This is a genomic window from Desulfosporosinus fructosivorans, assembly GCF_004766045.1.
Lineage (GTDB): Bacteria > Bacillota > Desulfitobacteriia > Desulfitobacteriales > Desulfitobacteriaceae > Desulfosporosinus > Desulfosporosinus fructosivorans.
In genome coordinates, this window is sequence record NZ_SPQQ01000002.1 from 457,373 (window position 1) to 481,101 (window position 23,729).

The window sequence follows — 23,729 nt, forward strand, 5'->3', positions numbered from 1 at the left end:
GATTATTCATTTCCTTCATTATTGTTTTCTGACTATTATCTTTTAATTATTCCCAATTAATCGTCCACTCTCCAAGAGCCGATGGTTTAGGGGGTGGATCACTTCAAATTGCCATTGGCAATTTGAAGTGATCCACCCCCTAGCGCATTCCAACACTCATAGTTTCTTCAGGCTCTAACCAGCTCAGTTTCGTGCCTTGGTCTCACTTTTTACATATTTTCCAATCTTCTCCAAAACCTTACTGAACTCAATCGGTTTCGTTATATAATCATCCATCCCGGAATCTATACATTTTTCTCGGTCTCCCTTAAGAGCATAGGCTGTCATCGCGATAATCGGCGTGTGGTATCTTCGATCCTGCTCCTTCAAACGAATGATGGACGTTGCTGTGTATCCGTCCAAATAAGGCATATTAATATCCATCAAAATTAAGTTGAATTTCTCCCTTTCAAAAGCTAAAACAGCATCTTTTCCGTTATCAACTGCAATCACCTCGAATCCATTCTTTTCTAAGAAGATAGTTACCAGCTTCCTACTTACAAGATCATCTTCTGCCACTAACACCTTTTTCCGTTCAGATTTTTCTTCCTGTGTAGTATCGTTGTGCGAAAAATCAGTTTCCATGATGTTAGATGATTTCGAATACTCTTCGTGATGTCCAAAGACTGCTGAGAAAAAGAAGCTACTTCCCACCTCTTCTTGACTCTCTACTCCAATTTCTCCGCCCATCATTTCAACCAAATTCTTGGAAATCGCCAAGCCAAGTCCCGTCCCTCCAAATTGTCGGGTATTAGATTCATCTACTTGACTAAATCGTTTAAATAACTTATCAATTTTGTCTTTAGATATGCCAATTCCTGTATCTGATATCACAAACCGCAATTTGATTATATGATCATCCTGCTGTTCAACATCAACCTTGATATGTATTTCACCTTGCGCAGTAAATTTAATTCCATTACCCAGTAAATTAGAGAGCACTTGTCGCAATCTAACGAAATCACCGATGATAAGCTTGGGAATTGTTCGATCAAAATTTGATTTTAACCTTAAACCTTTTTGCATTGCGCTGATATTAAACAAATCGATAACTTCATTGAGTATCTTTTGGAGATCGAAAGGCAGATTTACTAAATTAATTATACCTGCCTCGATTTTCGAATAATCCAAGATATCATTGAGCACTCCTAAGAGAGCTACAGTTGAAGATTTCACAATCGACAAATATTCTCTTTGATCATCCTTTAATTCAGTCATTAGGCACAAATCTGTCATCCCAATAATTCCATTCATAGGCGTTCGTATTTCATGGGACATGTTGGCGAGGAATTGACTTTTCGCGGCGTTTGCTGCTTCGGCTTGCTCTTTAGCACTTATAATTTCTTCCTCTGCTTTTTGACGTTCATAAATTTCTTCCTCAAGTACAGCATTCGTTTCTTCTAGCACACCATTACTTTCCTCAAGTTGTTTCGTTCTTTCCGCTACCCTCGTTTCAAGTTCATCATTTAATTTCAAAATTTCTTCTTCAACCTTTTGACGTTCATGAACTTCTTCCTCGAGCACAGCATTAGTTTCTTCGAGTTCACAATTACTCTCCTCAAGTTGTGTGGTTCTTTCCACTACTCTCTTTTCAAGTTCACTATTCAGTTGATTGATTTCTAACTCATTAATCATTCTTTGACCGATTTCATGAGTAAGCGAAATATTTTTCATTGCACTCTTTGAGAGTTGTTGGGCATTCAAAAATAGAAAATTACAGACATTTTCAAATTGCAAATTCGACATGCGTTTGATCTTCATTAATTCCTTTATATATATGTCACGTTTCATTCCAATTAAATCAGCGTAAGACAACAAATCTTCTAGTTCATAATCTTCATCCAAAATTTGTCCGACTAACCAGTTAGCAATATGCTTACCATCGAAAATGATACTTACCCCTCCATCAATCAGTCCTCCACTTAAGCAACGTTGGATTGTGGGCCCATCGATTTTGGAGTTGCCTATAATGCAATCCGATTTCATGCAATTACTCAGACCTATCGTTGTTTTTCTAATTTCGCTGCATAAGCTGCTAAATCCACTTGGGTTAGTTAGGGGAGTTCCATCAGGGTCCGTTATGAGTGAGGCGACACCAGTCGCAGCAGAAAACAGATCCTGAAGTTTTTGAATAACTTGTAAATCGAAGATTTCCGAAAACTTATAATGAGAAAGGTCAGAGCTTTCTATGGTATTGAGCTTTTCTTCCATACCTATCACTCTTTCTGTTAGTCATTTTTCGGCATATATTTTGAAATAATTCAATGTGTATAGCTAAAATGATTTTTTCACCTAATTCAACAATATTTTCACTTTCCTTATGTTTTCGCAATTCGTCAAAATTCATCGTATTCCCTCTATTCTGTCAGAATATAATCTTCAGTTATTAAACTATCTCAGTTTAGGAGAACAAGCTGGGATTATTAGTTATAGATTTCAGGGGAAATAAATAAAAATGATGAGCTTAACATCCTGTATTTTTGCGGATTGTGGAGCTTTTCTATGCAAATTTTTTACAATTTTGGACAGTATAGATTAGAACGACAAGAACTTTAAAAAAGGGATGATTATAAGTTGAGTTTAGGCTTTATGGCCAGGCTTCCATTCTTAGACCGAACCCGAGGTTTGATTATGGTTTTTATGGCACTAGACCATGCCTTGTTTTTTTGGAGTAGCGGTCGTATCAATAATGAAGGGTTACCTCTTTTGCTGAATGGTACGGTAACCTTCAACCCGCTTGGCGACTTCAGTTCTTTAGCCTTCATTGTCATGCTCTTATCCAGTATCTGCGCACCTGGTTTTCTCTTCCTTGCCGGTTATGCATTAGCCCTATCCATCAAAAGACGTGAATTTAAAGGACTTTCGAATTCCAATATCAACCATCATTTATGGCGCAGAGGTATGCTTCTAATAGCGCTTCAACTGTTCATCGCCTCTCCCGCCTTCAATCTTCAGATGCTCCTTCAAACAAAATCACTCTCCAGTGTTACATGGGGGACTTTTTTTTCGATGAGCGTATTATCGACGATTGGTATCGGCTTCTTTTTCATTTCCCTAGGCCGGCATATTTCCCCTTGGAACCTTTTCGGAATATCCGGATTCCTCTATTTATTGAGCCAATTATTTCTTCCCACCATCACCTTAAGCTATCCATCCCATCTGTCTATAGTACAAGCTGGACAAGCAATTCTAGTTCTACCTGTTTCCTTTTCGCCAGAGTCCTTAGTGAATAATAACTTCCCCGTCATCCCTTGGCTATTACCGATGACCCTTGGTTGGCTGTACGGAAATACTTATGCGGCGCAGGGAATTGCCTACGAAGCCGGACGGTTTGCAGTCTCAGGTTTTAGCTGTTTAACCCTTTTCTTGCTCTTGCGTTTTGCTGGATTAGGTGATTACCTTCTTCCGGATGGCACGTTTCAGGGCTTTTTCGGTCTTTCAAAATACCCCCCAAGTCCAGACTATTATCTGCTTTATCTAGGTCTATTTTTTATATTACTTTTTCTATTTTACAAGCTACCAGAAGCCTCCAGACTAGCCGGAGTATTAGAAGACTTTGGTAAGGTCCCACTTTTCTTTTACAATATTCACCTTTGGCTTTACGCTGCGCTTCCAGCACTACTTTCTAATTTTAATGGGTATTCTCTATCCTTTGGAGTTGCAGTCTGGGCCTTTGGTTTGATAATCCTATATCCCCTCTGTCATGGTTATTTGGTATGGAAAGGATTGAGATAGAATAATGATCTCTTCTATGTACTTTAAAGCAATAGGATATATTGACTGGCCCAAGCGATATTCTTTTCAACTCTGCATAATTGCTATTATTGTGTCCTTAATTGTTGCACCGGACCGTTCTACCCATTACTCCTATTTTTTACTAGCTGTAACCTGTTGGGGAGTCCAATATGATCGTGTGCCGATTTCTTGGAGACGTTTCCTCCGCCTTGGAATACCGCTCGGTATCTTTCCGATAGTTATGTGGCAATATTTCCCTCCATTATGGAACGAAGTTGTATATTGGCAATTGGGTACCAGTGCTCACCTTTTCGAATTGGACGCTCTTTTCAAATCAATACCCGGGAATGATGGCTGGTTGTTCAGAGTGATCCAAACACCATGGCTGAGCAGCTATTTCCGTTGGATTTATGCTAATGGCTTTACACTTCCAGTCCTTATCCCTATTTTCCGTTCCTTCTTAGCTAAGGATTCATTAAAAATGCTCCATTATAGTTTATCTGCTCATGTCTTACAATTTGTTTTAATTTTTCCTTTTTATCTTACGATTCACGTTAAGGAAGTCTGGTATGTTCTTGGCCACCCCGATGGTATGTCCCGTAATCTTTCAGCCGCTGATGCAACTGTAGTCGTTGTTAATTGTTTTCCTTCTATGCATACCTCGATTGCCTTCGCTATGCTCCTACTCGCATGGAGAGAAAAGGATCAACTCTTCCGCTGGGTTTGGACTCTATTTTGTCTATCAATTATCTATTCGACTCTTTATCTTGAAATTCATTGGGTTACCGATGTCATCGCTGGAATGTGCTTGGCCCTTGCAGCTGTCAAGATAGGGGACTGGCTTATTGAAAATCTCAAGAAAAGGTTCTTCTATAAGTCGGACCCCTTGCAAGATTGCTAGACATTCTAGATGTTCCAAAGCCATTCCTACTATTAATCTATTACTCGCAGAACCTTATTCACTAAGAAATAATAATTCAATATAACATAAGCAATCCGTTTAATTCGCATGGCGCACACTACTTCCACACTACTTCCACACTACTTCCACACTACTTCCACACTAATCCTTATGATAATCCAAGTAACTGCAGCTGTTTATTTTTGCTAATTTTATTTATAATGGAGCGTAACGAACTTATAGGTTTTAAAAGGAGAATTCATGCAACAAAATGCAGTTTTGGAACTCACCAACTTAAGAAAGACCATTAAAGGAAAAGAGATTATTAAGGGAGTAAACCTAACACTCTATCCCTCCCAGATTTTCGGGTTTCTAGGTCCTAATGGCGCGGGAAAAACGACGACGATCCGCATGATTGTCGGATTAATTAAGCCGACTGCAGGGTCTGTAACCATTTGCGGTCATTCTGTAGCCCACGATTTTGTGAAAGCTTTATCGAATGTTGGTTGCATTATCGAGAGTCCCGATATGTACACATACTTAACAGGGATGGAAAACTTACTACAATATGCTGCCATGGATAAGAGGATAAGTCAGCAACGAATTAACGACGTCGTTGAAATGGTAGGTCTCCAGCATCGGGTCAAGGACAAAGTAAATACTTATTCTTTGGGTATGCGCCAACGTTTAGGAATCGCCCAAGCCATCCTGTCCAGGCCCAAACTTCTAATTCTTGACGAACCGACAAATGGCCTCGACCCTGCAGGTATCACTGAGTTCAGAAATTTGATCAGAAAACTAGCTTATGAAGAAGGAATGGCGGTTTTCGTATCGAGCCATTTACTGTTAGAAATTCAGCAAATGTGCGATAGTGTCGCCATCATCAAGCAAGGGAATGTCATTAAAACCGCTAATATCCAAGACATCTTACATGATGATCGGATAGAGTGGCAGTTAAATGACCCTGAGAAAGCGATAGCACTCCTCAGGGAACATTGGAATATCGAAGGTGTTCAGATGAAAAAGAATATCGTTAGCGCTGACATAAGTCAGCACCCGCTTGATAAAATTAATGCCTTATTTATTGGAGAAGGCCTGGCGCTCACCTATTGCTCGACCAAGCAACACACTTTAGAAGATTTATTTTTAGATCTTACTGAAGGTGATGAAATTGTTTAGGTTAATTGAAAATGAAGTAATAAAGATGATCTCAAAGAAACGACTGATGTTTGTTTTAGCTATTCTTGTTGTACTGATCTCGGTGTTTGCTTATGGTCAAAATCAAACCCTAGAAAGGACCAAGGCCCAACTCACTCAACGCATGGGGATTTCAGCCACTGAGGACTGGCGCAAGCTAGCTAATCAGCAGTTAATCGATATGAAAAACAGGCTCGACAGCCCTTATATGGACGAGACCCGTAAATCTTCAAGCAGAGTAAGAATGGAGCAACTTCAATACAACCTTGATAATAATATTAATCCCCTTGAACAATCTGCCGCGAAATTTACAACTAAATTCATGGAACAAGCTATTTTCTTGTTCTTGCCGCTTTTAATTATTATGTTGTCGGCAGATATGGTATCTGGGGAAGCCTCGAGTGGTACAATTAAACTACTTCTGGTTAGGAACGTTCCTAGGTGGAAAATTCTTCTCAGCAAATTTTTAACACTGATAATCTTGGAGATTTTGGTTGTCTCCATTGCTTTTGTGTTATCTGTGGTTATTTCAGGATTCTTCTTTGGTTTTGGAGGATGGCTTGCCCCGGTGGCAACAGGCTTCAAAGTCCTAGCCGGAAAATTAGACTCCACGGGTGTCCTTAACGTCCCCCAGTGGCAATATTCTCTCATGGTTTATTCTTTGGCATTTTATGTTGCCGTGGTCGTAGGCAGTATCTCATTTATGATCTCAATCCTCGTCAAAAGCACGGCCGCTTCGATTGGTATCATTATGTCTACCTTAGTAGCAGGTAATTTCCTTAGCTTCTTCCTCTCTGATTGGAAGATAACACGCTACATGTTTATGGTCAATCTGCGACTTACAGATTATTTATCGGGCTCTTTCCAGCCGATTGACGGGATGAATATGCTTTTCTCGGTCACAGTCCTTTTGGGATGGGCTATTGCTTCAATCGTCATAAGCTTTGTCTATTTTACAAAACAAGATATCCTCGTTTAAGGAGAAATTATTATGGTGAAAAAAAGCATGTGGTACTCAATCCTTACGATTGCCTGTATTGGCTTCATCGTTTTATCGATGGGTTTCTATCAGGCGCTCATGGTCACGACGAAGGTCAATCCTCATCCCTCAACTCAAGCCGAAACTCCTCTAACTCCACCGGATTCAACAAAACTAGCTTCCAAAAATTCTACTACTTTTAATATGCTAATCCTCGGTGACTCTGTTGCTAAAGGCACCGGCGATGAAAATAGCAAGGGATTTTCAGGCTATCTACCCGAACAATTCAAAAAAAGCACCCCAAAAGAGATCCTAGTCACTAACGCGGGAATAGACGGGCTTGAAAGTATTGGCCTTCTAGAACAACTCCAAAGCAGGAAGTTGGAAAAAACCATCGTAGATTCGGACTTCATCTTAGTCTCTATCGGTGGCAATGATATCAGAAGCATTCTGACTCTAAACACTCTTGCTAAAGAAGATGCGTTCAAAGTTAGACAAGACAGCTTTCTTAGCAATTTAAAACAAACACTAAAAGTACTAAGAGACACCAACCCGAATTCTACCATAATTTTTCTAGGCCTTTATAACCCCTATGAAAAAGCAACTGGCGCCGAAGATACCAGACTCTTGAATACCTGGAACTATAATACCCAACTACTCGTTGAAGAAGATGGGAAGGCAATCTTTATTCCAACCCACGACCTATTGAAATATAATCTTGATCGCTTTCTTGCTAAGGACGGCCTACATCCGAATTCTGCAGGATATCAAGCCATCTCCAATAGAATCAGTAAATCGGTAGAAATGATCATCACGGGATCCTGATTATTGAGGATTTGATGAAAATAGTTAGGAGTCCACCGTCATAAAGGACGATGGACTCCTAACTATTCATTGGTTTAATTATTCAAACTTAGTAAGGGCCCCCTCTAGAGACCCAATTACTGCGATTTCCCCCACTTCTATAAATAGCATTAACATAAACCTTTGCTCTAACTCAGGTTTAAAATGTTTAACCATTTGGTTGCTTTTTCCCCTTAGCTATGTCCCATTTCCACAAGTTTTTTTGCCATACTCTCTATTCTCGCCAGACTAAGAGCAATTTCCGACACATCATTGGCATGATTTTCAGTTGCTGCTGTCAATTGCTTAATTGCGGCGATTAAAAGGCCCACGGAGGATTGAACCTCCTGAACATTACTGTCAATTGCTTTCGTCGAAGCTTCAGTATCCGAAGCAAGTCTCCTTATTTCGGCCGATACAATTGCGAAACCTCGCCCATGCTCACCAGCCCGAGAAGCTTCAATAGCAGCATTGAGCCCCAAGATGTTGCTCTGTTTGGAAATCTTCTTAATTTCCTTGGTTAATTCGTTGGTTCTATGCATTTCAGTGCTCACGTGTTCCGTCTCATCGTCCATACTCCGAATAGTTGCCGCTATTTCTTCAGTAGCACCTGACAAGTTCTGAGCAGCAGAAGAAATTGTTACCACTGCCTCAAGCATTTCTTTACCAGTTGTGAAAAGGTTATCATAGAGCTCAACTGAACATGCAATTGCAAGGCAACCAACAATTTCCGACTCCTCGAAGATTGGTAGGGCAATACCAACAAAGGGAACTCCAAAAAGCTCTTTAGAAACATTCCGCACAACGCGCTTTCCGCTCGTAAGAGCTTCTAGAACATTTGAGCCTGGAGTAGGTCTGTTCCCAATCTTGGCCAATGTGTCGATCACCTTCCCCGGGTAGTAGGCAATAATCTTCTCCGTATCGAATAGTGTTACCGCAACGTCATCATTGAAAAACTGTTGAACCTCAGCAACTATAAGCTGGTAAGCCTGGAATTTTTTCACTTCAATACCCCCGTGTTTTATTAGCTACACCCTATTAATTTCACACAAGACAATCATTAATAGGCTGTCCTGAAAAAATTCCTAGAGGACCGATTTGATTATATTCGACATTAAGCAAGTATAACCTTTAATATTCGCGCTAATAATTGTGCTGGCCTATACCCACAGACTATGTACTCCTAGCAACATCTGTCTTCACTCTTATCCGTAGGGCTCAGCAAGATTGAAGGGGGGAAAGAAGTGGGAGTCTCACGCTCAAATGGCAGTTGAATTCTTTTCAAAGACCCTGAGACAGACCTTTTAACCCTATTCTTTGGGAGACTTCGCCACTGTATCCATTATTGAATCAATCAGGGTTACGAGTTCGCGGACTTCAGGCTTACTCAATTGGGCATCTGCGCCTACTGATTCACCTTTATGTCTCAAGTCACCGGTAATTAGTGATGAAAATATGACAACTGGTAAGTTTTTCAGATCACTATGCTCTTTGATCATACGAGTTAACATATGACCATCCATCTGTGGCATCTCAATATCTGTAATTAACAAGTTAATTTCCTGGATAAAATCCCTACCTTTTTCATTATAGATTCCCATAATATAGTCTAAAGCTTCTTTCCCGTCGTTAAAAAACATTAGATGTTCAAAACCTGCTCGTGTCAGAGTACTCTTAAGTACCTCACGAATTAAGGGAGAATCATCCGCTAAAATAATCTTATGCTTACTTCGATTTTCATTGCTTGCTAAATTTTCAAGCCTTGCCAAGTTAATCCCTGATTCTGGACTAATATCCATCACTATTTTTTCGAAATCAAGCAGCATGAGAAGTGTATCATCTAAATTAATATTGCCAATGACCAAGGAATTAGCGATCAAGACATTTGGCTTGTGAATATCACTCCATTTAATTCTCGTAATTCCAACTACCTCATCCACTGAAAATGCAACTTTGAGCATATTGAATTCACAGACCAAGGCCATGGATCTTTTAATATCTTCACTTTTCATATTTTCTAGAACTTGTTTCATATCAATGACCGAGATAACTTCTCCTCTGATCAGAGATATCCCCTGCACCGCCGGGTGTGTCAGGGGTACTTTAACAATATTATCTATGTGAATAATTTCCTTCACCTTAACAACATTGATCGCGTAATGCTCTCCACTCACTGTAAAATGGAGAATTTCAAGCTCACCAGTTCCCGACTCCAATAAAACACCTTGATCTGTTTTCATATATACCTCTCCACTCCTGCTATAAATTATAACCCAGCATCTCTTCCTAAATTGTCAACCGTCCAACGACTTGCTTGAGTTCACTGTCCACAGTTTCTAGCCTTCAATAGCATTATTCTCCATTACCCTGACAAATCCTTCAGGAAACTCATTTTTATGACAATATTCTTAAAACTTCTCAAGTTCAACTCCAAATACAAGTGAATAATGCAGGTCTATAGGAGCGCAACAAAATACTCCCCCTTACATATGTTGGTGCAAGGGGGTATGTTACATGCGGACGCTCAAACGAGGCTCCAGCGGTAATGATGTCATGGAAATTCAGAGCCTCTTGGAGAAGATGGGTCTTAATCCTGGACCGATTGACGGATTTATTGGCCTGCGCACCGAGGAAGCAATTAAACAGTTTCAGAGAAAATACGGACTAACCGCCGACGGTATCATTGGCTCGCGCACAGATAAAGTATTGCAAGGATTCCTACTGGGTTATGAGAATTACACTATCAAATCGGGAGACACCTTAAGTAAAATCGCCCAAAAGTATCATATTAATCTCGCCGCATTAGTTACTGCGAACTCAGGAACTGATCCTCTGAAGCTCCAAATCCGTCAAGTGATCAAAGTTCCCTTCGCCTTTGACGTCGTAGATACCAATATAAATTATACTTATGAAATCATGGAGAGAGATATACAGGGCTTAAAAAGTCGATATCCTTTTATCGAAGTTGGGACAGCCGGAAAAAGTGTACTTGGAAAAAACTTATACACTCTAAAATTAGGAAATGGCCCAGCAGAAGTCTTCTATAACGCTACTCATCATGCGTTGGAATGGATAACCTCTCCCCTGTTGATGAAATTCACCGAGAACTTCGCCAAAGCATACGCTGAGGGGCGCCAGATGCGCGGCTATAATCCGAGAGATATTTGGCGGAAGAACACGATATATATTATGCCCATGGTTAATCCTGACGGAGTCGACTTAGTACTTCAGGGCTTGCAAAGGGATAATCCCTTTTATGACCAGCTAATTACTTGGAACAAGGGTCGAATGAACTTTGGAGAGGTGTGGGAAGCCAACATTAAAGGGGTCGATTTAAACCACAACTACGACGCTTCCTGGGAACTTTCTAAACAAGCAGAGCCATCTTATGGCGTATATGGACCAGGTCCAACTAGATTTTCCGGACCGTCACCAGAGTCCGAGCCAGAATCAAAAGCTGTGGCTAACTTTACTAGAAATCACAATTTCCGACTAGTCCTTGCTTACCATAGCCAAGGTGAAGTGATATATTGGACTTATCAAGATAAGACTCCACCCGAAGCACAACGTATCGGTGAATTGTTCGCCCGATTAAGTGGATACTCCTTGGCGAAAACGACTGGAATTTCTTCCTACGCCGGCTACAAAGATTGGTTCATCGACAAATACCGACGACCTGGCTTCACGATAGAAGTAGGTCAAGGTAGTAATCCCGTTCCAATATCTCAGTTTGCAAAAATTTATGAAGATAATGAAGGAATATTGCTGGCAGCCCCTAGTCAGCCCCTTTAAGTAATTTTAACAGAGGGTTCCAAGGTTTTATATAACCATGGAACCCTCTGTTCGCGGGCTTAACTTTTGTTAACGAATTCAGTCAGGCTTATATTAAATAAGACAATTTTCTGGTACGCTAAATAGATGGGAGGTGGGCAATATGATTCAGATGAAAATTCCAGGCAGAGACACCCTGAACCTGGAAATACTGATTTTAGATTTTAATGGAACATTAGCCCTCGATGGAAAGATGTTTGAATCTGTGAAGGACAGTCTCATTTGTTTGTCCAAGTCCCTTCAGATCCACATTCTTACCTCGGATACTTATGGCACTGTGGAGCGTCAATGTAAGGGATTACCCGTACAGATAAAGGTGCTAGAGAGTATGGATCATACTACAGAAAAAGCAGATTATTTAAGCCAGTTTAACACCCAGGAAATTATCGCTATAGGTAACGGCGCCAACGATCATCTAATGCTGAAACGAGCGCATTTAGGTATCGGAATAATCGGGTTCGAGGGAGCCTCCGTGCAGGCACTTCTATCCGCCGACCTAGTTGTCAATAAAATTGAAGATGCTTTCGGTTTACTCATAGAACCTCAACGTCTCAAAGCGACCTTAAGACGTTAAAGAGTTTAGTGAACTCGTTCAATTAAAGTTAAACATCGAGACTTCGGTGGGGGACTCTACCCCACCGAAGTGGAACACGAGAGTACCACTTCCACTTGTAGAAGTGGTACTCTCTCGATTGGAGTATTAAGAAAGAAGCGTGAAACCTATGTATGCTACTGTAACTTCAGATTGCATTGGGTGCGGTGCCTGTGAAGAGATTTGTCCTCAAGTTTTCAGGATAAACCTCTATGAGATCGCCGAAGCTTATACTAATCCGATTCCTCAAGATGCCGAAGAAGCGACTAAACAAGCTGCAAAAAGTTGCCCGGTGGCAGCAATTATTTTGGAGTGACGCAAAAGCACTCAAGGGATTATGCTGATAAATACCTTTACCAACTCCGGATCAAACTGAATGCCAGCACTATTTTCCAATTGATTTATTGCAGTTTCTTTAAGTAGAGGACTGCGATAGCTTCTTTCGCTAGTCATGGCATCGTATGCATCCGCTATAGCAATAATCCTCGATTGAAGGGGGATTTCTTTCGCCTTTAACCTCTTTGGATATCCACTACCGTCCCATTTTTCGTGATGAGCTAGTACGTATTCTGCCATTTCAGACATGTCTTTTACCGTACTTAGTATTCTATAGCCTATCTCTGGGTGACGGGTTATTTGTTCCCATTCATCTATCGTAAGTTTTCCTGGTTTATTAAGTATGTTTACGTCTATCGCTATTTTACCTATGTCATGTAGTAAACCCACAGTTTTCAGTTCCTCAACTTTGCTTTCAGGTAAACCAAGCGCTCTGCCCATTTTTTCACATAAAGCTGAAACTCGATAAGAGTGCTGTTCTTCCCGTTTATTATTTTCATGAAGGGTACTGATAATTGCGCTTATTGTCTTCCCTCTTATACTTGGGCTTTCATGAAGTTTCGTCTTGTACATAAGCTCTTCTGCCTTTTTTAATATTTCTCGCATTATTTCTTCTTCATTTCGCTTAGTTTCATAGCCAAAGGATACCGAGAGATCAATTGAGCCGACCTTTTCTCTTAAGGCAAGGGCCTTAATACGTTTAATAATTTGTTCTGTTTCATAGGCATCCGTATTGGGTAACAGAAACACGAATTCATCCCCGCCAAGTCTAGCTATAATTTCATCCGCTCGGCAACCTTGGGTCATAACCTTTGCCACCTTCTTGAGTAATTCATCCCCAATAGCATGCCCAAAGGAATCATTGACTAGCTTTAACCCGTTTACATCGGCCATTACAATAGTCAAGGGAAGGTTTCTTTTCACATCAAGTCGCTTTAGCTCTTCTTCAAAGAATCTACGATTGTATAGTCCTGTAAGTTGATCATGGTAGCTTAAGAATTGCAACTTCTGTTCCATATGTTTTCGATCGCTAATATCTCTCAACAATGAATGGTAGGTTTTCTTTCCATTAAGCAGGATCGAAGTCATCATCACTTCAACAGTTATGATTCGATCATCGCTTTTTTGTAACCACCATTCATATTTCAGCTTACCTTCCTTTTGAGCAGTTTTAATGATTTCTAGTGTTTCTTCTTTGGAATTTTTGCCATTAGATTGGTTTTTAGGGGAGAAATCCCACGGGCTTTTTCCGATGATAGAATTTTTAGAATCATAGTCTAATAAATCAAGGGCAGCAGGATTGCAATCAATTATTTGGTTACACTCCATCAGCAGTATCCCATCCGAGGAACCTTCAAACAATGTTCTAAATGTCGATTCACTTATTTTTAGATCCTTGATCAAATTATCAAGTTCTCTGGTTTTTTGTTCTACCTTTCTTTTAAGGGTCCTATTCCAGGAAAAGAGAACTAATATAACCAAAAGGATAATAATTGAAATACTGATCGCAGATCTAAAGATTTCCGCTTCATAAAACGAGGGACTTGAGATTCCGAACCATTTTTTATTAATCGACTTGTATTCATCGGTTGAAATCTTCGCGAAACCACTATTTATAGTACTAACGAGTTCAAAATTCCCCTTTTTAACTGCCCTATGAAGCGTGCTCGTGTATAACGAACTAGAATAATTAAATTCATCCTGAATTTGCATTTTATACATATAATATAATGCTGGAGGTTTTCCCAGAGTAAATATTACAATATTCTGGTCCTTAGCCGCTTGAACAACTTCTTCAGCTGTATCATATTCAACTATATTTTTTACACCATTTTCTTTAAGAAACTGAATACTGTTGTCTCCTTTTTTGACCCCTACTGTGAAACCCGACAACGAAGACACGTTGGAAATCCCTGAGATATTCCGGTGCGAAAAAATCGGAACATCTATATTTGCATAGGAATCCGTGAATTCAAGAATTGTTGCCCTATCCTTATTATAGGAGATAGTATCGATTACATCATATTCTCCACTTATCATGCTTAAATAGGCTTTATTCCAATCCATTCCGTTAATTCTGACTTGTATACCAGTCTTCTTTTCAAAGAGTTTCCATTGATCGATCGTAATTCCTTGTAAGATTCCATGATCATCTCTAAAGGAGTAAGGGGGATAGTTGTCATCAAGGACGACATTAATCGCTTTAGTGTCCTCAGCAGCACCCACATAAGTAGTATTTAATAGAAATAATAATAAACCTATTACTAGGATTAAGAAGTGCTTGTTCCTGTTATTTCTCATAAATACCTCACAAAAATATTTTACGCATGAGAATGATTCTCAGGCTATTAGCTCCACACTTATTATTCGTACCCAATTATATACGTCCGAGTCAAAGAAATAAAGATAATTAATGCCCTCACAGCCAAGCGCTACCCCATCCAGCTTGACGGAATTGTTGGGTGTAAAAGTAGGAACCTGCCGATTAAATCAAACGTAAAGAAAGGGCGCTCCTTTAATGTTAATTAAAGTGAGCGCCCACACTATTGGTGATTCCTGTCTATGGTTACTGGCAAACTTTCCCTGGATTCAGTATATTCTTAGGATCAAAAGCTAATTTGATATTTTTCATCAGCCCTACATATTCACATCCACATTGCTCTAGCATATAGCTTTTTTTGGCAAATCCAATACCGTGTTCACCCGATACTAATCCTTCTAGTTCCACGGATTTAGTATACATTGCTTCAAAAACCTCAGCCAACTTCCTCTTCCATGCCTCTTCTGAAAGATCATCCTTTAAGACATAAACGTGTAAGTTACCATCACCCGCATGCCCAAAACTCCTGATTCTTACATCAAACTGCTTTTGAAGCAGAGTTGTGTATTTAATAAATTCTGCCACTTTATTTCTGGGAACAACAACATCACATTCATCAATCTCAGTCGTTGATGCCTTCACTGCCTCTAGGAAAGCTCCTCTTGCGGACCAAACGGCTTCTTTTCGTTCATCCGTATCAATAATAAAGACATCAAAAGCCCCCTCTTCAAGGCAGATATTCGCTACTTTTTCGTAATCTTTTTCAATATCTTCCGTGCTGTTGCCATCAAAGGTTAACAATAAATAAGCATCTGAAGAATTGTCCGGAAACTTTTTGCCGAGAAATTCTTCGGCAGCTAAGATTACTTCCCTCTGCATAAATTCAATAGCTGTAGGGGTCGCTTTTGATTTGATGATCTTTGGAACGGTACTAATGGCCATATCGAGATCTGGGAACGGTATTAACAAAGAGATTGCTTTCTTCGGCAGGGGTATTAGTTTCAAGATCGCTTTTGTCACGATACCTAAAGTTCCTTCAGACCCGCAGATTAAGTCTTTTATACTGTAACCAGAAGAATTTTTAACTACTTTTCCTCCAGTATTAATGACTTCTCCATTAGGAAGAACGACTTCCAGCCCTCTTATATAATCTCTTGTAACTCCATACTTAACAGCTCTCATTCCACCTGCATTCGTATTGATGTTACCCCCTATGGTTGCCGATTTTTCACCTGGGTCTGGTGGATAGAATAAATCGTATTCTTCAACATATTTACTTATCTCCATTAACAGCACACCGGGTTCAAGTGTTAGCGTTAAGTTTTCTTCATCGATTTCTAGTATTTTGTTCATCAGACACATGTTTATCATAATTCCACCGAAAATTGGCACGGATGCACCCACAAGTCCTGTTCCTGATCCTCTAGCTACAACAGGAATAACGTTTTCATAGGCGTATTTCATGATTTTTGACACTTCGTCTGTCGAAAGAACTTCCACTAAAACGTCAGGCATTCTGCTGATTCCACCCAATTCATCATGACTGAAATCCTCATTAATTGCCTCTCCCGTAAAGACTCTCTCTTCCCCTAGTAGGGACACTAAGAACTCTATATCTTTGGCATCAAGTATCTTATAATCGTTCATGAAATCTCCTCCATGTTTCGTAATTTATGACATCGCACATTTCAGCCTCTTAAAAAGTTCAGCCAAATTCAGATCAAGTTTTCAAACTCCACTTATCAATTCCAAGACACCCACTTCTATAGTGGATGTTCCGATTTCCAATTTGATGACTACTCTCCGGTGGAGAGTAGCGCCGTGCCGCCTTTCTCAATGGGAACTTAGCGGCGAAGGAGGTAGTCGCCCACCGAAGCCTCGATGTTCAGCTTTATGGTTAAGCAAGTTCACTATCGTGCTGCGCAAGCCTCAGCCTTTGAATTTTTAAGGTCTTCAATTAATTGAGGAACGATCTCATAGATATCTCCGATCACTCCATAGTGAGCCACGTTAAAAATTGAAGCATTTGGATCTTTATTTATCGCAAATATTCTCTCTGAACTATTCATTCCTGCAGCAAACTGAACTGCGCCTGAAATGCCAAGAACAATGATGAGTTTCGGTTTAACCGTTCGCCCAGAGAGACCTATTTGCTTCTTGGCATGAATCCAACCAGATTCAACGAGGGGTCTTGTCCCTGCAATTTGAGCGTCCAGAAGATCGGCCAGTTCTTGAATCATGACCATGTCTTTTTCTGATTTTAAGGCTCTTCCGACAGCTATGATAACTTCTGCATCAGATATATTTTCTTCGATTTCTTTTTTCGTAACCTTTAAAACATTAATATTAGACGCTAATACCGCTCTGTCTAGTTCACATACCGTGATCTTCCCACTTGGATCACATTGTTTTTCAGGTGCATTCATTACCTTATATCTCACAGTTGCCATTTGGGGTCTCGTGTTCGGACAGACAATTTGAGCCATAATGTTCCCACCAAAAGCAGGTCTTATTTGCACAAGGTCTGTATCTTCTTTCATTTCAAGGACCGTGCAGTCCGCTGTTAAACCCGTTCTAAACCTTGCAGCGACTCTTGGTGCCAATGAACGCCCAACCGTTGTCGCTCCAACCAGTAAGGAGGACGGTTTCATAGTATTAACAAAGTCTTCAAAAGCGGCTGTATAAGGTTCTATTCTAAAATGGTTTAATTCTTCGTAGTCATAGACAAAGACTTCGTCTACTCCATAGTGAAGTAATTCTTTAGCTTTATCCGTAATATGGTATCCGATAAATACGCAGTAGACAGGAAAATTAACCACTGCAGCAAGTTCTTTGGCTTTTCCGATCAGTTCCATGGTTACTGGATGTATTTCCCCTTCTACATGGTCAACATAGACTCCAATACCCTTCCATAAACTCTTGTCGACCTTAGCAACCTCTTCTTCGATAAATTCCATGACCCCTTTGGGGCCCTTCTTAACACAGATTTTGCACATTTTGCAGCCAGCAGTGATTTCAATAATCCCGTTATTATTTTCAATAGCATCGAATGGACAAACATCTATTAATGCTTGAATGTTTGATTCACTAACCTTTTCTTGGTGACAAATCAACTTACTCATCAGACTACCTCCGTTTTCTTTATACAAACTTTAGCTGTGTGAGTTTTTCCGCTATTTTAGAACTAAGTTGGGTCCCAGTTCCAGTCCATGTTTCTCGGTCATTATTAACAGAGGGGGGGAAGATTCTTTCCACCTGGGTCGGTGAACCCGTAAGCCCATATCGCTTTTCATCTTGATCTTCGAAATCGTTTAAGCTTATAATCTGAATTTCTCTATCTTTCGTACTTACTTTTCTCTTATAGGAAGGAAGTCTTGGCTGAAATATATCTTTTTCTACGGTTAACAGACACGGAAATCGAATTTCAGCTATTTCAAGCGTATTGGGCATGTCCATTTCTACAACCACAGATTTTTCTTTGAGTTCAATTATTTTTAATACGTTGGCAATATGAGGTATTTCTAGATATTCAGCCATCTCAGGGCCTACTTGAGCAGTGTCTCCATCGGTCGTCTGCTTTCCACAAAGTATAAGATCGAAATTACCCATCTTACGCACACCTTGGGAAAGTGTGTAGGAAGTTGCTAGAACGTCTGCTCCCGCAAATTTTCGATCGGATACTAAAGCTCCTTCGTCAGCACCCATCATAAAGGCTTCTTTTATAACCTCTTTAGCTTGTGGTGGTCCCATACTTATAACTTTAATCGTACCACCTTTTTGTTCCTTAATTCTTAAGGCTGTTTCAATTGCATAAAGATCATAGGGATTCATTTTCGAATCGACTCCGTCTCGTTTTAAAACGCCTGTTATCGGATCAACTTCAATTTTCGAGGTTCCTGGAACTTGTTTGATACAAACTAATATTTCCATGATGCACCCTCCCTATATTGTAATTTTACAGTCCTTACTCACAGACCTAATTAGTATAGCGTTACATAATTATTCTTAACTTCTTACAAAAAACAAACATCACAACAACCGGTCAGACCACCTGACCAATTAATAATAGCATAGCATTCGCTCTTCCACAAAGTAAATATTTACAATTTTTGAAACAGTGTCTTTTTAACAACTTTAAGACTTTTTACCCTAAGCTAAGACTACTTACCCATCAATAGGCAATCATTACTTAGGAAACAAAGAGGCCAGGATCTTACCTATTAAAGGAATTTTAATGATATTGTTCTGGCGAATTAGCTTTAACATACCCAGCAACCAGACATAGACAAATATTGAAAACATAATTCCTATCAACATGATCGTTGTCACGCCCAATTTGGACGACAAATTATTAAGTCCAGTAAAAAGCATCCGTCCAAGGCATCCCATCGCCATCGCTGCTCCTAAAATCTTGATTAATGTCGAGATCTCCAGCTCGAAATGAATAAATTTAACAACGGAAGCGTAGTGTAAGGCGGTTTCCAAAATTACGCCAATGCTAATAGCTAAAATTACGCCGTTGATTCCCAGCATTGGATTGGAGGCCAATGGGTAAATAAGTGCAACTGCTGTGCACTTGGCTATAAGGTTATTGAACATCGCGGTCTTCGCTTGCCCTATTCCAACCAAAACAGACTGAAGTGGAGTCTGGAGATAATTTAATAGAAAAAAAGGTGCAATTAATTTCAATAATGGCGCCGCAGCCGACGCGTGGTATACCACTGTCATTAATTCTTGCGCATAGAGATACAGCAAAATAGTACTAGGTGCGCCAACGATCAGGGCAGCGCCAAGCGCTTGATTTAACCGTCGGTTGACTAAACGGAGATTGTTTTGAGCATTTGCTTCGCTAATAGCAGGGACTAAAGTAACTCCAAGGGACTGGTTGATAAAAGCAGGCAGAAATAACAGGGGCATAACGAAACCTGTCAACATCCCATATTGTCTTGTAATCAGGGCGGAACTGACTCCAGCCAAAGCCAGACTTTTAGTAATTACAACCGGTTGAAGAGCCCTGGAAAAGGACATCACAAAACCATTGCCTGTGGTAGGTAAACCAGTCTGTAGTAATTCCATTAGAACATCTTTTCCACGGATAATTTGATTCCAACGAGGATGAGTAACTCGAAATTTCCTATGATGTGAGATTCTGAACAGAACAATAAAAATAAGCAAGGAACAACCTTCCCCTAAAACGCTGCTAATCACCGCTCCTGCGGCGGCATATTCAATCCCCAATGGAATCAGCCACTGTACCAAACCAAAGGTAAAACTAACCCGCACAATTTGTTCGATTACTTGTGCAATGGCAATCGGATTCATAGTTTGCCGGCCGCGGAAATAACCTTTAAGCACACCTGAAACTGCCCCAAGCGGAATAATCGGGATCATAGCCATAAACGAATAATACGATCGCGAATCGATCAAAAAGTAACGTGAGAATGTCTTACCTCCTAAAACCGTGATACAGACGACAAGGATACTCAAACTGACCGTTATTGCCAAAGATATAATGAGTATCTTTTTTACTTTTACCCCATCTCTTTGGGCATCTGCTTCCGCTACCAAACGAGAAATAGCCACCGGTAAACCAATAGTCGTAAGGGTCATCATCAATCCCATAAAGGGCATGACCATCTTTTGTAATCCAATTCCTTCGGCACCTAAAACTCTTGATAGGACAATTGAATTGATGAAAACCAAGATTTTCGTTATGAAAGCGGCAACGGTTAGAACAAAGGCTCCTTTGACCAAACTTTGTTTCTTCATGTGATTAACCTTTCACCATACAATGTTTGATCTATATCTATGTAAGCTCAGGGCATTTCAAAACTTCATTCGAGTAGAAACGCCCACTTCTAGAACTATGGGTGCACCATAGTTCTAGAAATAGGAATCAGCATGGAAATTTCGAACCTCAGGAGACCGCACAAAAGAGCCCGTCCTGAGGACGAGCTCTTTGTGTGGGTTTCTCTATAAACTTATATGTTCATTACAAAATTATTCAATAATATATTCAACAAATAGCGTCCGTTCTTCCACGAGATTATATTCGATAACCCGTACTTGCTTACGATTAATTTTACCGTTAAAAATGCGTACAATTGGACGAGTAGGTAACCCTTTGTTTTGTCCGACAATAACTCCTGTTTCTCCATTATTAAGCTTAACTGTGTATCCTGTAGGATAGGCAGCAATATACTTTAAAAAAATATGAATGAGCTCCTGCCGAAAACGGACTCCGGCGTTCGCCATCAGTATTTCGCAGGCAACATGTGGTAAAACTCGAGGAATCCCAGGCGAACCATGGATAAGGCAATCATAGAAGTCTGCTACGGCAACAATCTCCGCTAAAGGGTGAATTGCTGCACCTTTTAATTGGCGCGGATAACCTTTACCGTTTGTCCATTCATGATGTTGATAAGCCATGTGGGCAATTATAATACTGGTTTCTTTTTTATTACGGATGAGATCATAACCATGCAGAGTATGAGTCTGATATATGTCCCTTTCTTCTTTCGTGAAAGGACCTCTTTTGTTTATAACCTCTTTAGGCAAATTGACAATTCCCACATCATGAAGCAACGCCCCTAGGGCAAGCTCATTGAGCTTATCTACCGCTAGGCCAAGCCCTTTGCCCAGAACGGTAGATAATACACAAACGTTCACAGAATGAGCATATACTCTATTATCTATGTTACGCATATCCATTAGGCTAATCATTATTTCCTTTTGAAAGAGAATATCCTGCACAATATTGCTTATCGATTCCTTAATACCTAATTCATTATCCTTTTGGGTTTGGATAGTTTTACAAGACTTTTCAATGGCAGCCATAGCCTCATAACGGTGTTGATCTGATATAACATCCTCAATGATAATATCGCTAGTCAAGTCATCATCAATATAAATACCATACACACCCAACGCCCGTAATCTAGCAATATACACTGAATTCAAAACCACGCCCTTGCCGAGTAATACTTTACCGTTTGAGGAATATACTTCTTTTGCTAAAACATCTCCTTCGTTAAGGCGCTCAACGCTTACTTCTCGCACTTTGTTTCCTCTTCTCTTCAAACTAAGTATATTCTGATTGTCTTGATAGATCCTTCACGTGGATATAAGCATGTTTGACTAGTATCTATATTTTTCGCCGAACTTCTCTTTTTTCCTTTATTCATGAATGCAAAATTTTAAGAGCCCGTCCTTCGGACGAGCTCTACTTTGTTTTTCAATTCAGAATGTCCTTTAACTCTTGATAACGAACAAAAGAGCCTTGTGGACAGCCTCTGTTCGTGCCTCTGCCTTGAATGCAATATTACGAAACGAAACGAAATAAGAGTATGGATTATGGAGCCTGTTCCCCTGGTTTTCCCAGGGCAGAAAAAAAGAAAAGGCCACTCACTGAGTGGCCTTAAAATCTAATTGAATCCCGCAAAGTTCCTCCAGAATTAATGGATACACGGCTCGAGATTAATCAACCAAGCTTCATAAAACTACTATTAACCAGAATCACATAGGTTTTACCGAATACACCTTACAACTAAGTGAACACTACTAGCTAAAAAACGTTTCTGAAAAACCAACCAGTAAGAAGGTTAATACTTTGACCTATACTAAAAGCAAACCAGTCAAAAACAAGGATTTAAGGTAAGGAAACTAATCTGGACAAATCCTCCACTATTTCGTTAGAAAAATCGACGAGTGTTAATCTGAAAACAACCCATTCAAAATAGAGAAACTCCCTGTGTGCAAATCACCTGAATTCTGAACTCAATTTCCCGATTTCGTTTACAGACTACCGATAGAAATCTTAATACTTATAGTCTAACTTAGAGGAACTTTGCGGGAAATCTTACTTTTTAACTACAAAAACCACCCTCCTAGGTGGCTCCAATTCTCCGAAATTCAGCATTTGCTCAACTGATTGCAATGCTTAAACCTTCGATGAATCGAAACTTTACCTAGCACGCGACCAACAAGATGTTCTAAACTGAATCTTTTACAATTAAGTGATTATGTCTATATTATAGCTGAATTCAGATCATTGTCAAGGGGTTTTGACAGGCACTTAACGCATTTTTTAGACTCTTTTTTTATACAACGCCTAAGTACTCATTCAGGTGTCTTCCGTTGCAACAACCATCCTAAACTGCAGCCAAATTTGCAAAAGATAATCCAATCCAATAGAATGTTACTGTATACTTTGAGGGAAGAAACAAAATCTAATAATGGTCAAATAACTCAAGAAAGAAGATGTTTTTAAATGGAATTACTCGATGCTATGAAAGCTAGACGAAGTATTCGAAAATTTAAATCTGAACCCATCCCCGAAGCATTCGTTGGGCAACTTATCGAAGCTGCCCAACTAGCTCCATCTGGTAGCAATATTCAACCTACTCGCCTTGTCGTGATTAAAAGTGATGCTGTTCGTGCACAATTAAGCCAAGCTACCCCCTTACCGTTTGTCAGCCAAGCACCCGTTATCATCGCATGTTGTGTAGACACAGACTCCTTAAGCGATATGGGCACTCGGGCGCGAGAACTCAAGGAAGCAGGGGCCTTCGCAGATACCCCCCTCGATAAGATGGACCCAGAAAGCTATGCCAAACGCAAACCAATGGATCAAGCTACCGCCGAAGCGTATCTCCGCTTAAACGCAGCCATTGCCATCGATCACATAACACTGCGTGCTGTCGACCTAGGTCTTGGGACCTGTTGGGTTATGATGTTCGACCAAGCGAAAGTAAAACAAATCCTTGAGCTAAGCGAAAATTACAACGTCGTAGCTCTGATTCCAGTCGGTTACCCTGATCAAAACCCCAACGCTCGTCCTAGAATTGAGTTAAGTCAGATATTGCTTAAGGAGATTTAATGGCAACCAAAGGGACAGTACGTAGTTTCTAAAACGACGTATCTGTCCCTTTGGTTTTTGGAGGAGGTCACTATACCT

General features: G+C 40.1%; 18 protein-coding genes. 9 read left to right on the forward strand and 9 right to left on the reverse strand.

Features of this window, described 5'->3' with window-relative positions; genetic code table 11:
* Window positions 1-183 precede the first annotated feature (183 nt).
* A complete protein-coding gene (locus E4K67_RS06350; protein WP_135545578.1) occupies window positions 184-2,250 on the reverse strand; it encodes a PocR ligand-binding domain-containing protein in 2,067 nt (688 codons plus the stop codon).
* Between the two features lie 363 nt (window positions 2,251-2,613).
* Between E4K67_RS06350 and E4K67_RS06355 the strand changes: the two genes are divergently transcribed.
* From E4K67_RS06355 to E4K67_RS06375, 5 genes are all read left to right on the forward strand, one after another.
* Window positions 2,614-3,774 (forward strand): heparan-alpha-glucosaminide N-acetyltransferase domain-containing protein, encoded by a 1,161-nt coding sequence (locus E4K67_RS06355; RefSeq protein ID WP_243454347.1) that lies wholly within the window; start codon window positions 2,614-2,616, stop codon window positions 3,772-3,774.
* A gap of 4 nt (window positions 3,775-3,778) precedes the next feature.
* Window positions 3,779-4,675 (forward strand): phosphatase PAP2 family protein, encoded by an 897-nt coding sequence (locus E4K67_RS06360; RefSeq protein WP_135545579.1) that lies wholly within the window; start codon window positions 3,779-3,781, stop codon window positions 4,673-4,675.
* 261 nt (window positions 4,676-4,936) lie between these two features.
* Window positions 4,937-5,854 carry an ABC transporter ATP-binding protein gene (locus E4K67_RS06365; protein ID WP_135545580.1) on the forward strand — a complete coding sequence of 306 codons (918 nt, stop codon included), beginning with the start codon at window positions 4,937-4,939 and terminating at the stop codon, window positions 5,852-5,854.
* On the forward strand, window positions 5,847-6,851 hold the full coding sequence (locus E4K67_RS06370) for an ABC transporter permease subunit (protein ID WP_135545909.1): 1,005 nt from the start codon (window positions 5,847-5,849) through the stop codon (window positions 6,849-6,851). The genes E4K67_RS06365 and E4K67_RS06370 overlap by 8 nt, the downstream gene beginning before the upstream one ends.
* Before the next feature lie 12 nt (window positions 6,852-6,863).
* Window positions 6,864-7,676: a GDSL-type esterase/lipase family protein gene (locus E4K67_RS06375; protein WP_135545581.1), complete on the forward strand. Its 813-nt coding sequence runs from the start codon at window positions 6,864-6,866 to the stop codon at window positions 7,674-7,676.
* 212 nt (window positions 7,677-7,888) lie between these two features.
* Here the strand turns inward: E4K67_RS06375 and E4K67_RS31030 are convergent, their stop codons facing one another.
* Both E4K67_RS31030 and E4K67_RS06385 read right to left on the reverse strand, forming a co-directional pair.
* Window positions 7,889-8,698 carry a methyl-accepting chemotaxis protein gene (locus E4K67_RS31030; protein ID WP_135545582.1) on the reverse strand — a complete coding sequence of 270 codons (810 nt, stop codon included), beginning with the start codon at window positions 8,696-8,698 and terminating at the stop codon, window positions 7,889-7,891.
* Between the two features lie 306 nt (window positions 8,699-9,004).
* Window positions 9,005-9,934: a chemotaxis protein gene (locus E4K67_RS06385; RefSeq protein WP_135545583.1), complete on the reverse strand. Its 930-nt coding sequence runs from the start codon at window positions 9,932-9,934 to the stop codon at window positions 9,005-9,007.
* A 274-nt stretch (window positions 9,935-10,208) separates the two neighbouring features.
* On the opposite strand from E4K67_RS06385, the gene E4K67_RS06390 reads away from it, so the two are divergent.
* The 3 genes from E4K67_RS06390 to E4K67_RS06400 all read left to right on the forward strand — a co-directional run bounded on the left by E4K67_RS06390 (window position 10,209) and on the right by E4K67_RS06400 (window position 12,433).
* Window positions 10,209-11,486 (forward strand): M14 family metallopeptidase, encoded by a 1,278-nt coding sequence (locus E4K67_RS06390; protein WP_135545584.1) that lies wholly within the window; start codon window positions 10,209-10,211, stop codon window positions 11,484-11,486.
* 142 nt (window positions 11,487-11,628) lie between these two features.
* A complete protein-coding gene (locus tag E4K67_RS06395) occupies window positions 11,629-12,099 on the forward strand; it encodes an HAD family hydrolase (RefSeq protein WP_135545585.1) in 471 nt (156 codons plus the stop codon).
* Between the two features lie 148 nt (window positions 12,100-12,247).
* Entirely contained in the window at window positions 12,248-12,433 is a 186-nt protein-coding gene (locus E4K67_RS06400; protein WP_135545910.1) for a ferredoxin, read from the forward strand.
* 11 nt (window positions 12,434-12,444) lie between these two features.
* Here the strand turns inward: E4K67_RS06400 and E4K67_RS06405 are convergent, their stop codons facing one another.
* The 6 genes from E4K67_RS06405 to E4K67_RS06430 all read right to left on the reverse strand — a co-directional run bounded on the left by E4K67_RS06405 (window position 12,445) and on the right by E4K67_RS06430 (window position 21,832).
* Window positions 12,445-14,754, reverse strand: coding sequence for an HD domain-containing phosphohydrolase (locus E4K67_RS06405; RefSeq protein ID WP_135545586.1), 2,310 nt, complete (start codon window positions 14,752-14,754; stop codon window positions 12,445-12,447).
* Window positions 14,755-15,019: 265 nt separating this feature from the next.
* Window positions 15,020-16,420, reverse strand: a complete 1,401-nt coding sequence (locus E4K67_RS06410) for an FAD-binding oxidoreductase (RefSeq protein ID WP_135545587.1) — start codon at window positions 16,418-16,420, stop codon at window positions 15,020-15,022.
* Between the two features lie 263 nt (window positions 16,421-16,683).
* The gene (locus tag E4K67_RS06415; protein WP_135545588.1) at window positions 16,684-17,895 is read right to left on the reverse strand and encodes an electron transfer flavoprotein subunit alpha/FixB family protein; all 1,212 of its coding nucleotides are present in this window, start codon (window positions 17,893-17,895) and stop codon (window positions 16,684-16,686) included.
* A 19-nt stretch (window positions 17,896-17,914) separates the two neighbouring features.
* A complete protein-coding gene (locus E4K67_RS06420; RefSeq protein ID WP_135545589.1) occupies window positions 17,915-18,703 on the reverse strand; it encodes an electron transfer flavoprotein subunit beta/FixA family protein in 789 nt (262 codons plus the stop codon).
* A 255-nt stretch (window positions 18,704-18,958) separates the two neighbouring features.
* Complete coding sequence (gene spoVB, locus E4K67_RS06425) at window positions 18,959-20,542, reverse strand: stage V sporulation protein B (RefSeq protein ID WP_135545590.1); 1,584 nt, start codon at window positions 20,540-20,542, stop codon at window positions 18,959-18,961.
* A 231-nt stretch (window positions 20,543-20,773) separates the two neighbouring features.
* Window positions 20,774-21,832, reverse strand: coding sequence for an HD-GYP domain-containing protein (locus E4K67_RS06430; protein ID WP_135545591.1), 1,059 nt, complete (start codon window positions 21,830-21,832; stop codon window positions 20,774-20,776).
* Window positions 21,833-23,042: 1,210 nt separating this feature from the next.
* Here E4K67_RS06430 and E4K67_RS06435 point away from each other — a divergent pair.
* Window positions 23,043-23,651, forward strand: a complete 609-nt coding sequence (locus tag E4K67_RS06435) for a nitroreductase family protein (RefSeq protein WP_135545592.1) — start codon at window positions 23,043-23,045, stop codon at window positions 23,649-23,651.
* Window positions 23,652-23,729: the final 78 nt, after the last annotated feature.

Bases quoted from the DNA above. Each gene is read 5' to 3' on its own strand.
- E4K67_RS06405 (WP_135545586.1), bottom strand. From the start codon at position 14,754: ATGAGAAATAACAGGAACAAGCACTTCTTAATCCTAGTAATAGGTTTA.
- E4K67_RS06350 (WP_135545578.1), bottom strand. From the start codon at position 2,250: ATGGAAGAAAAGCTCAATACCATAGAAAGCTCTGACCTTTCTCATTAT.
- E4K67_RS06375 (WP_135545581.1), top strand. From the start codon at position 6,864: ATGGTGAAAAAAAGCATGTGGTACTCAATCCTTACGATTGCCTGTATT.
- E4K67_RS06365 (WP_135545580.1), top strand. From the start codon at position 4,937: ATGCAACAAAATGCAGTTTTGGAACTCACCAACTTAAGAAAGACCATT.
- E4K67_RS06385 (WP_135545583.1), bottom strand. From the start codon at position 9,934: ATGAAAACAGATCAAGGTGTTTTATTGGAGTCGGGAACTGGTGAGCTT.
- E4K67_RS06420 (WP_135545589.1), bottom strand. From the start codon at position 18,703: ATGGAAATATTAGTTTGTATCAAACAAGTTCCAGGAACCTCGAAAATT.
- E4K67_RS06415 (WP_135545588.1), bottom strand. From the start codon at position 17,895: ATGAGTAAGTTGATTTGTCACCAAGAAAAGGTTAGTGAATCAAACATT.
- E4K67_RS06435 (WP_135545592.1), top strand. From the start codon at position 23,043: ATGGAATTACTCGATGCTATGAAAGCTAGACGAAGTATTCGAAAATTT.
- E4K67_RS06390 (WP_135545584.1), top strand. From the start codon at position 10,209: ATGCGGACGCTCAAACGAGGCTCCAGCGGTAATGATGTCATGGAAATT.
- E4K67_RS06410 (WP_135545587.1), bottom strand. From the start codon at position 16,420: ATGAACGATTATAAGATACTTGATGCCAAAGATATAGAGTTCTTAGTG.
- spoVB (WP_135545590.1), bottom strand. From the start codon at position 20,542: ATGAAGAAACAAAGTTTGGTCAAAGGAGCCTTTGTTCTAACCGTTGCC.
- E4K67_RS06360 (WP_135545579.1), top strand. From the start codon at position 3,779: ATGATCTCTTCTATGTACTTTAAAGCAATAGGATATATTGACTGGCCC.
- E4K67_RS06395 (WP_135545585.1), top strand. From the start codon at position 11,629: ATGATTCAGATGAAAATTCCAGGCAGAGACACCCTGAACCTGGAAATA.
- E4K67_RS06400 (WP_135545910.1), top strand. From the start codon at position 12,248: ATGTATGCTACTGTAACTTCAGATTGCATTGGGTGCGGTGCCTGTGAA.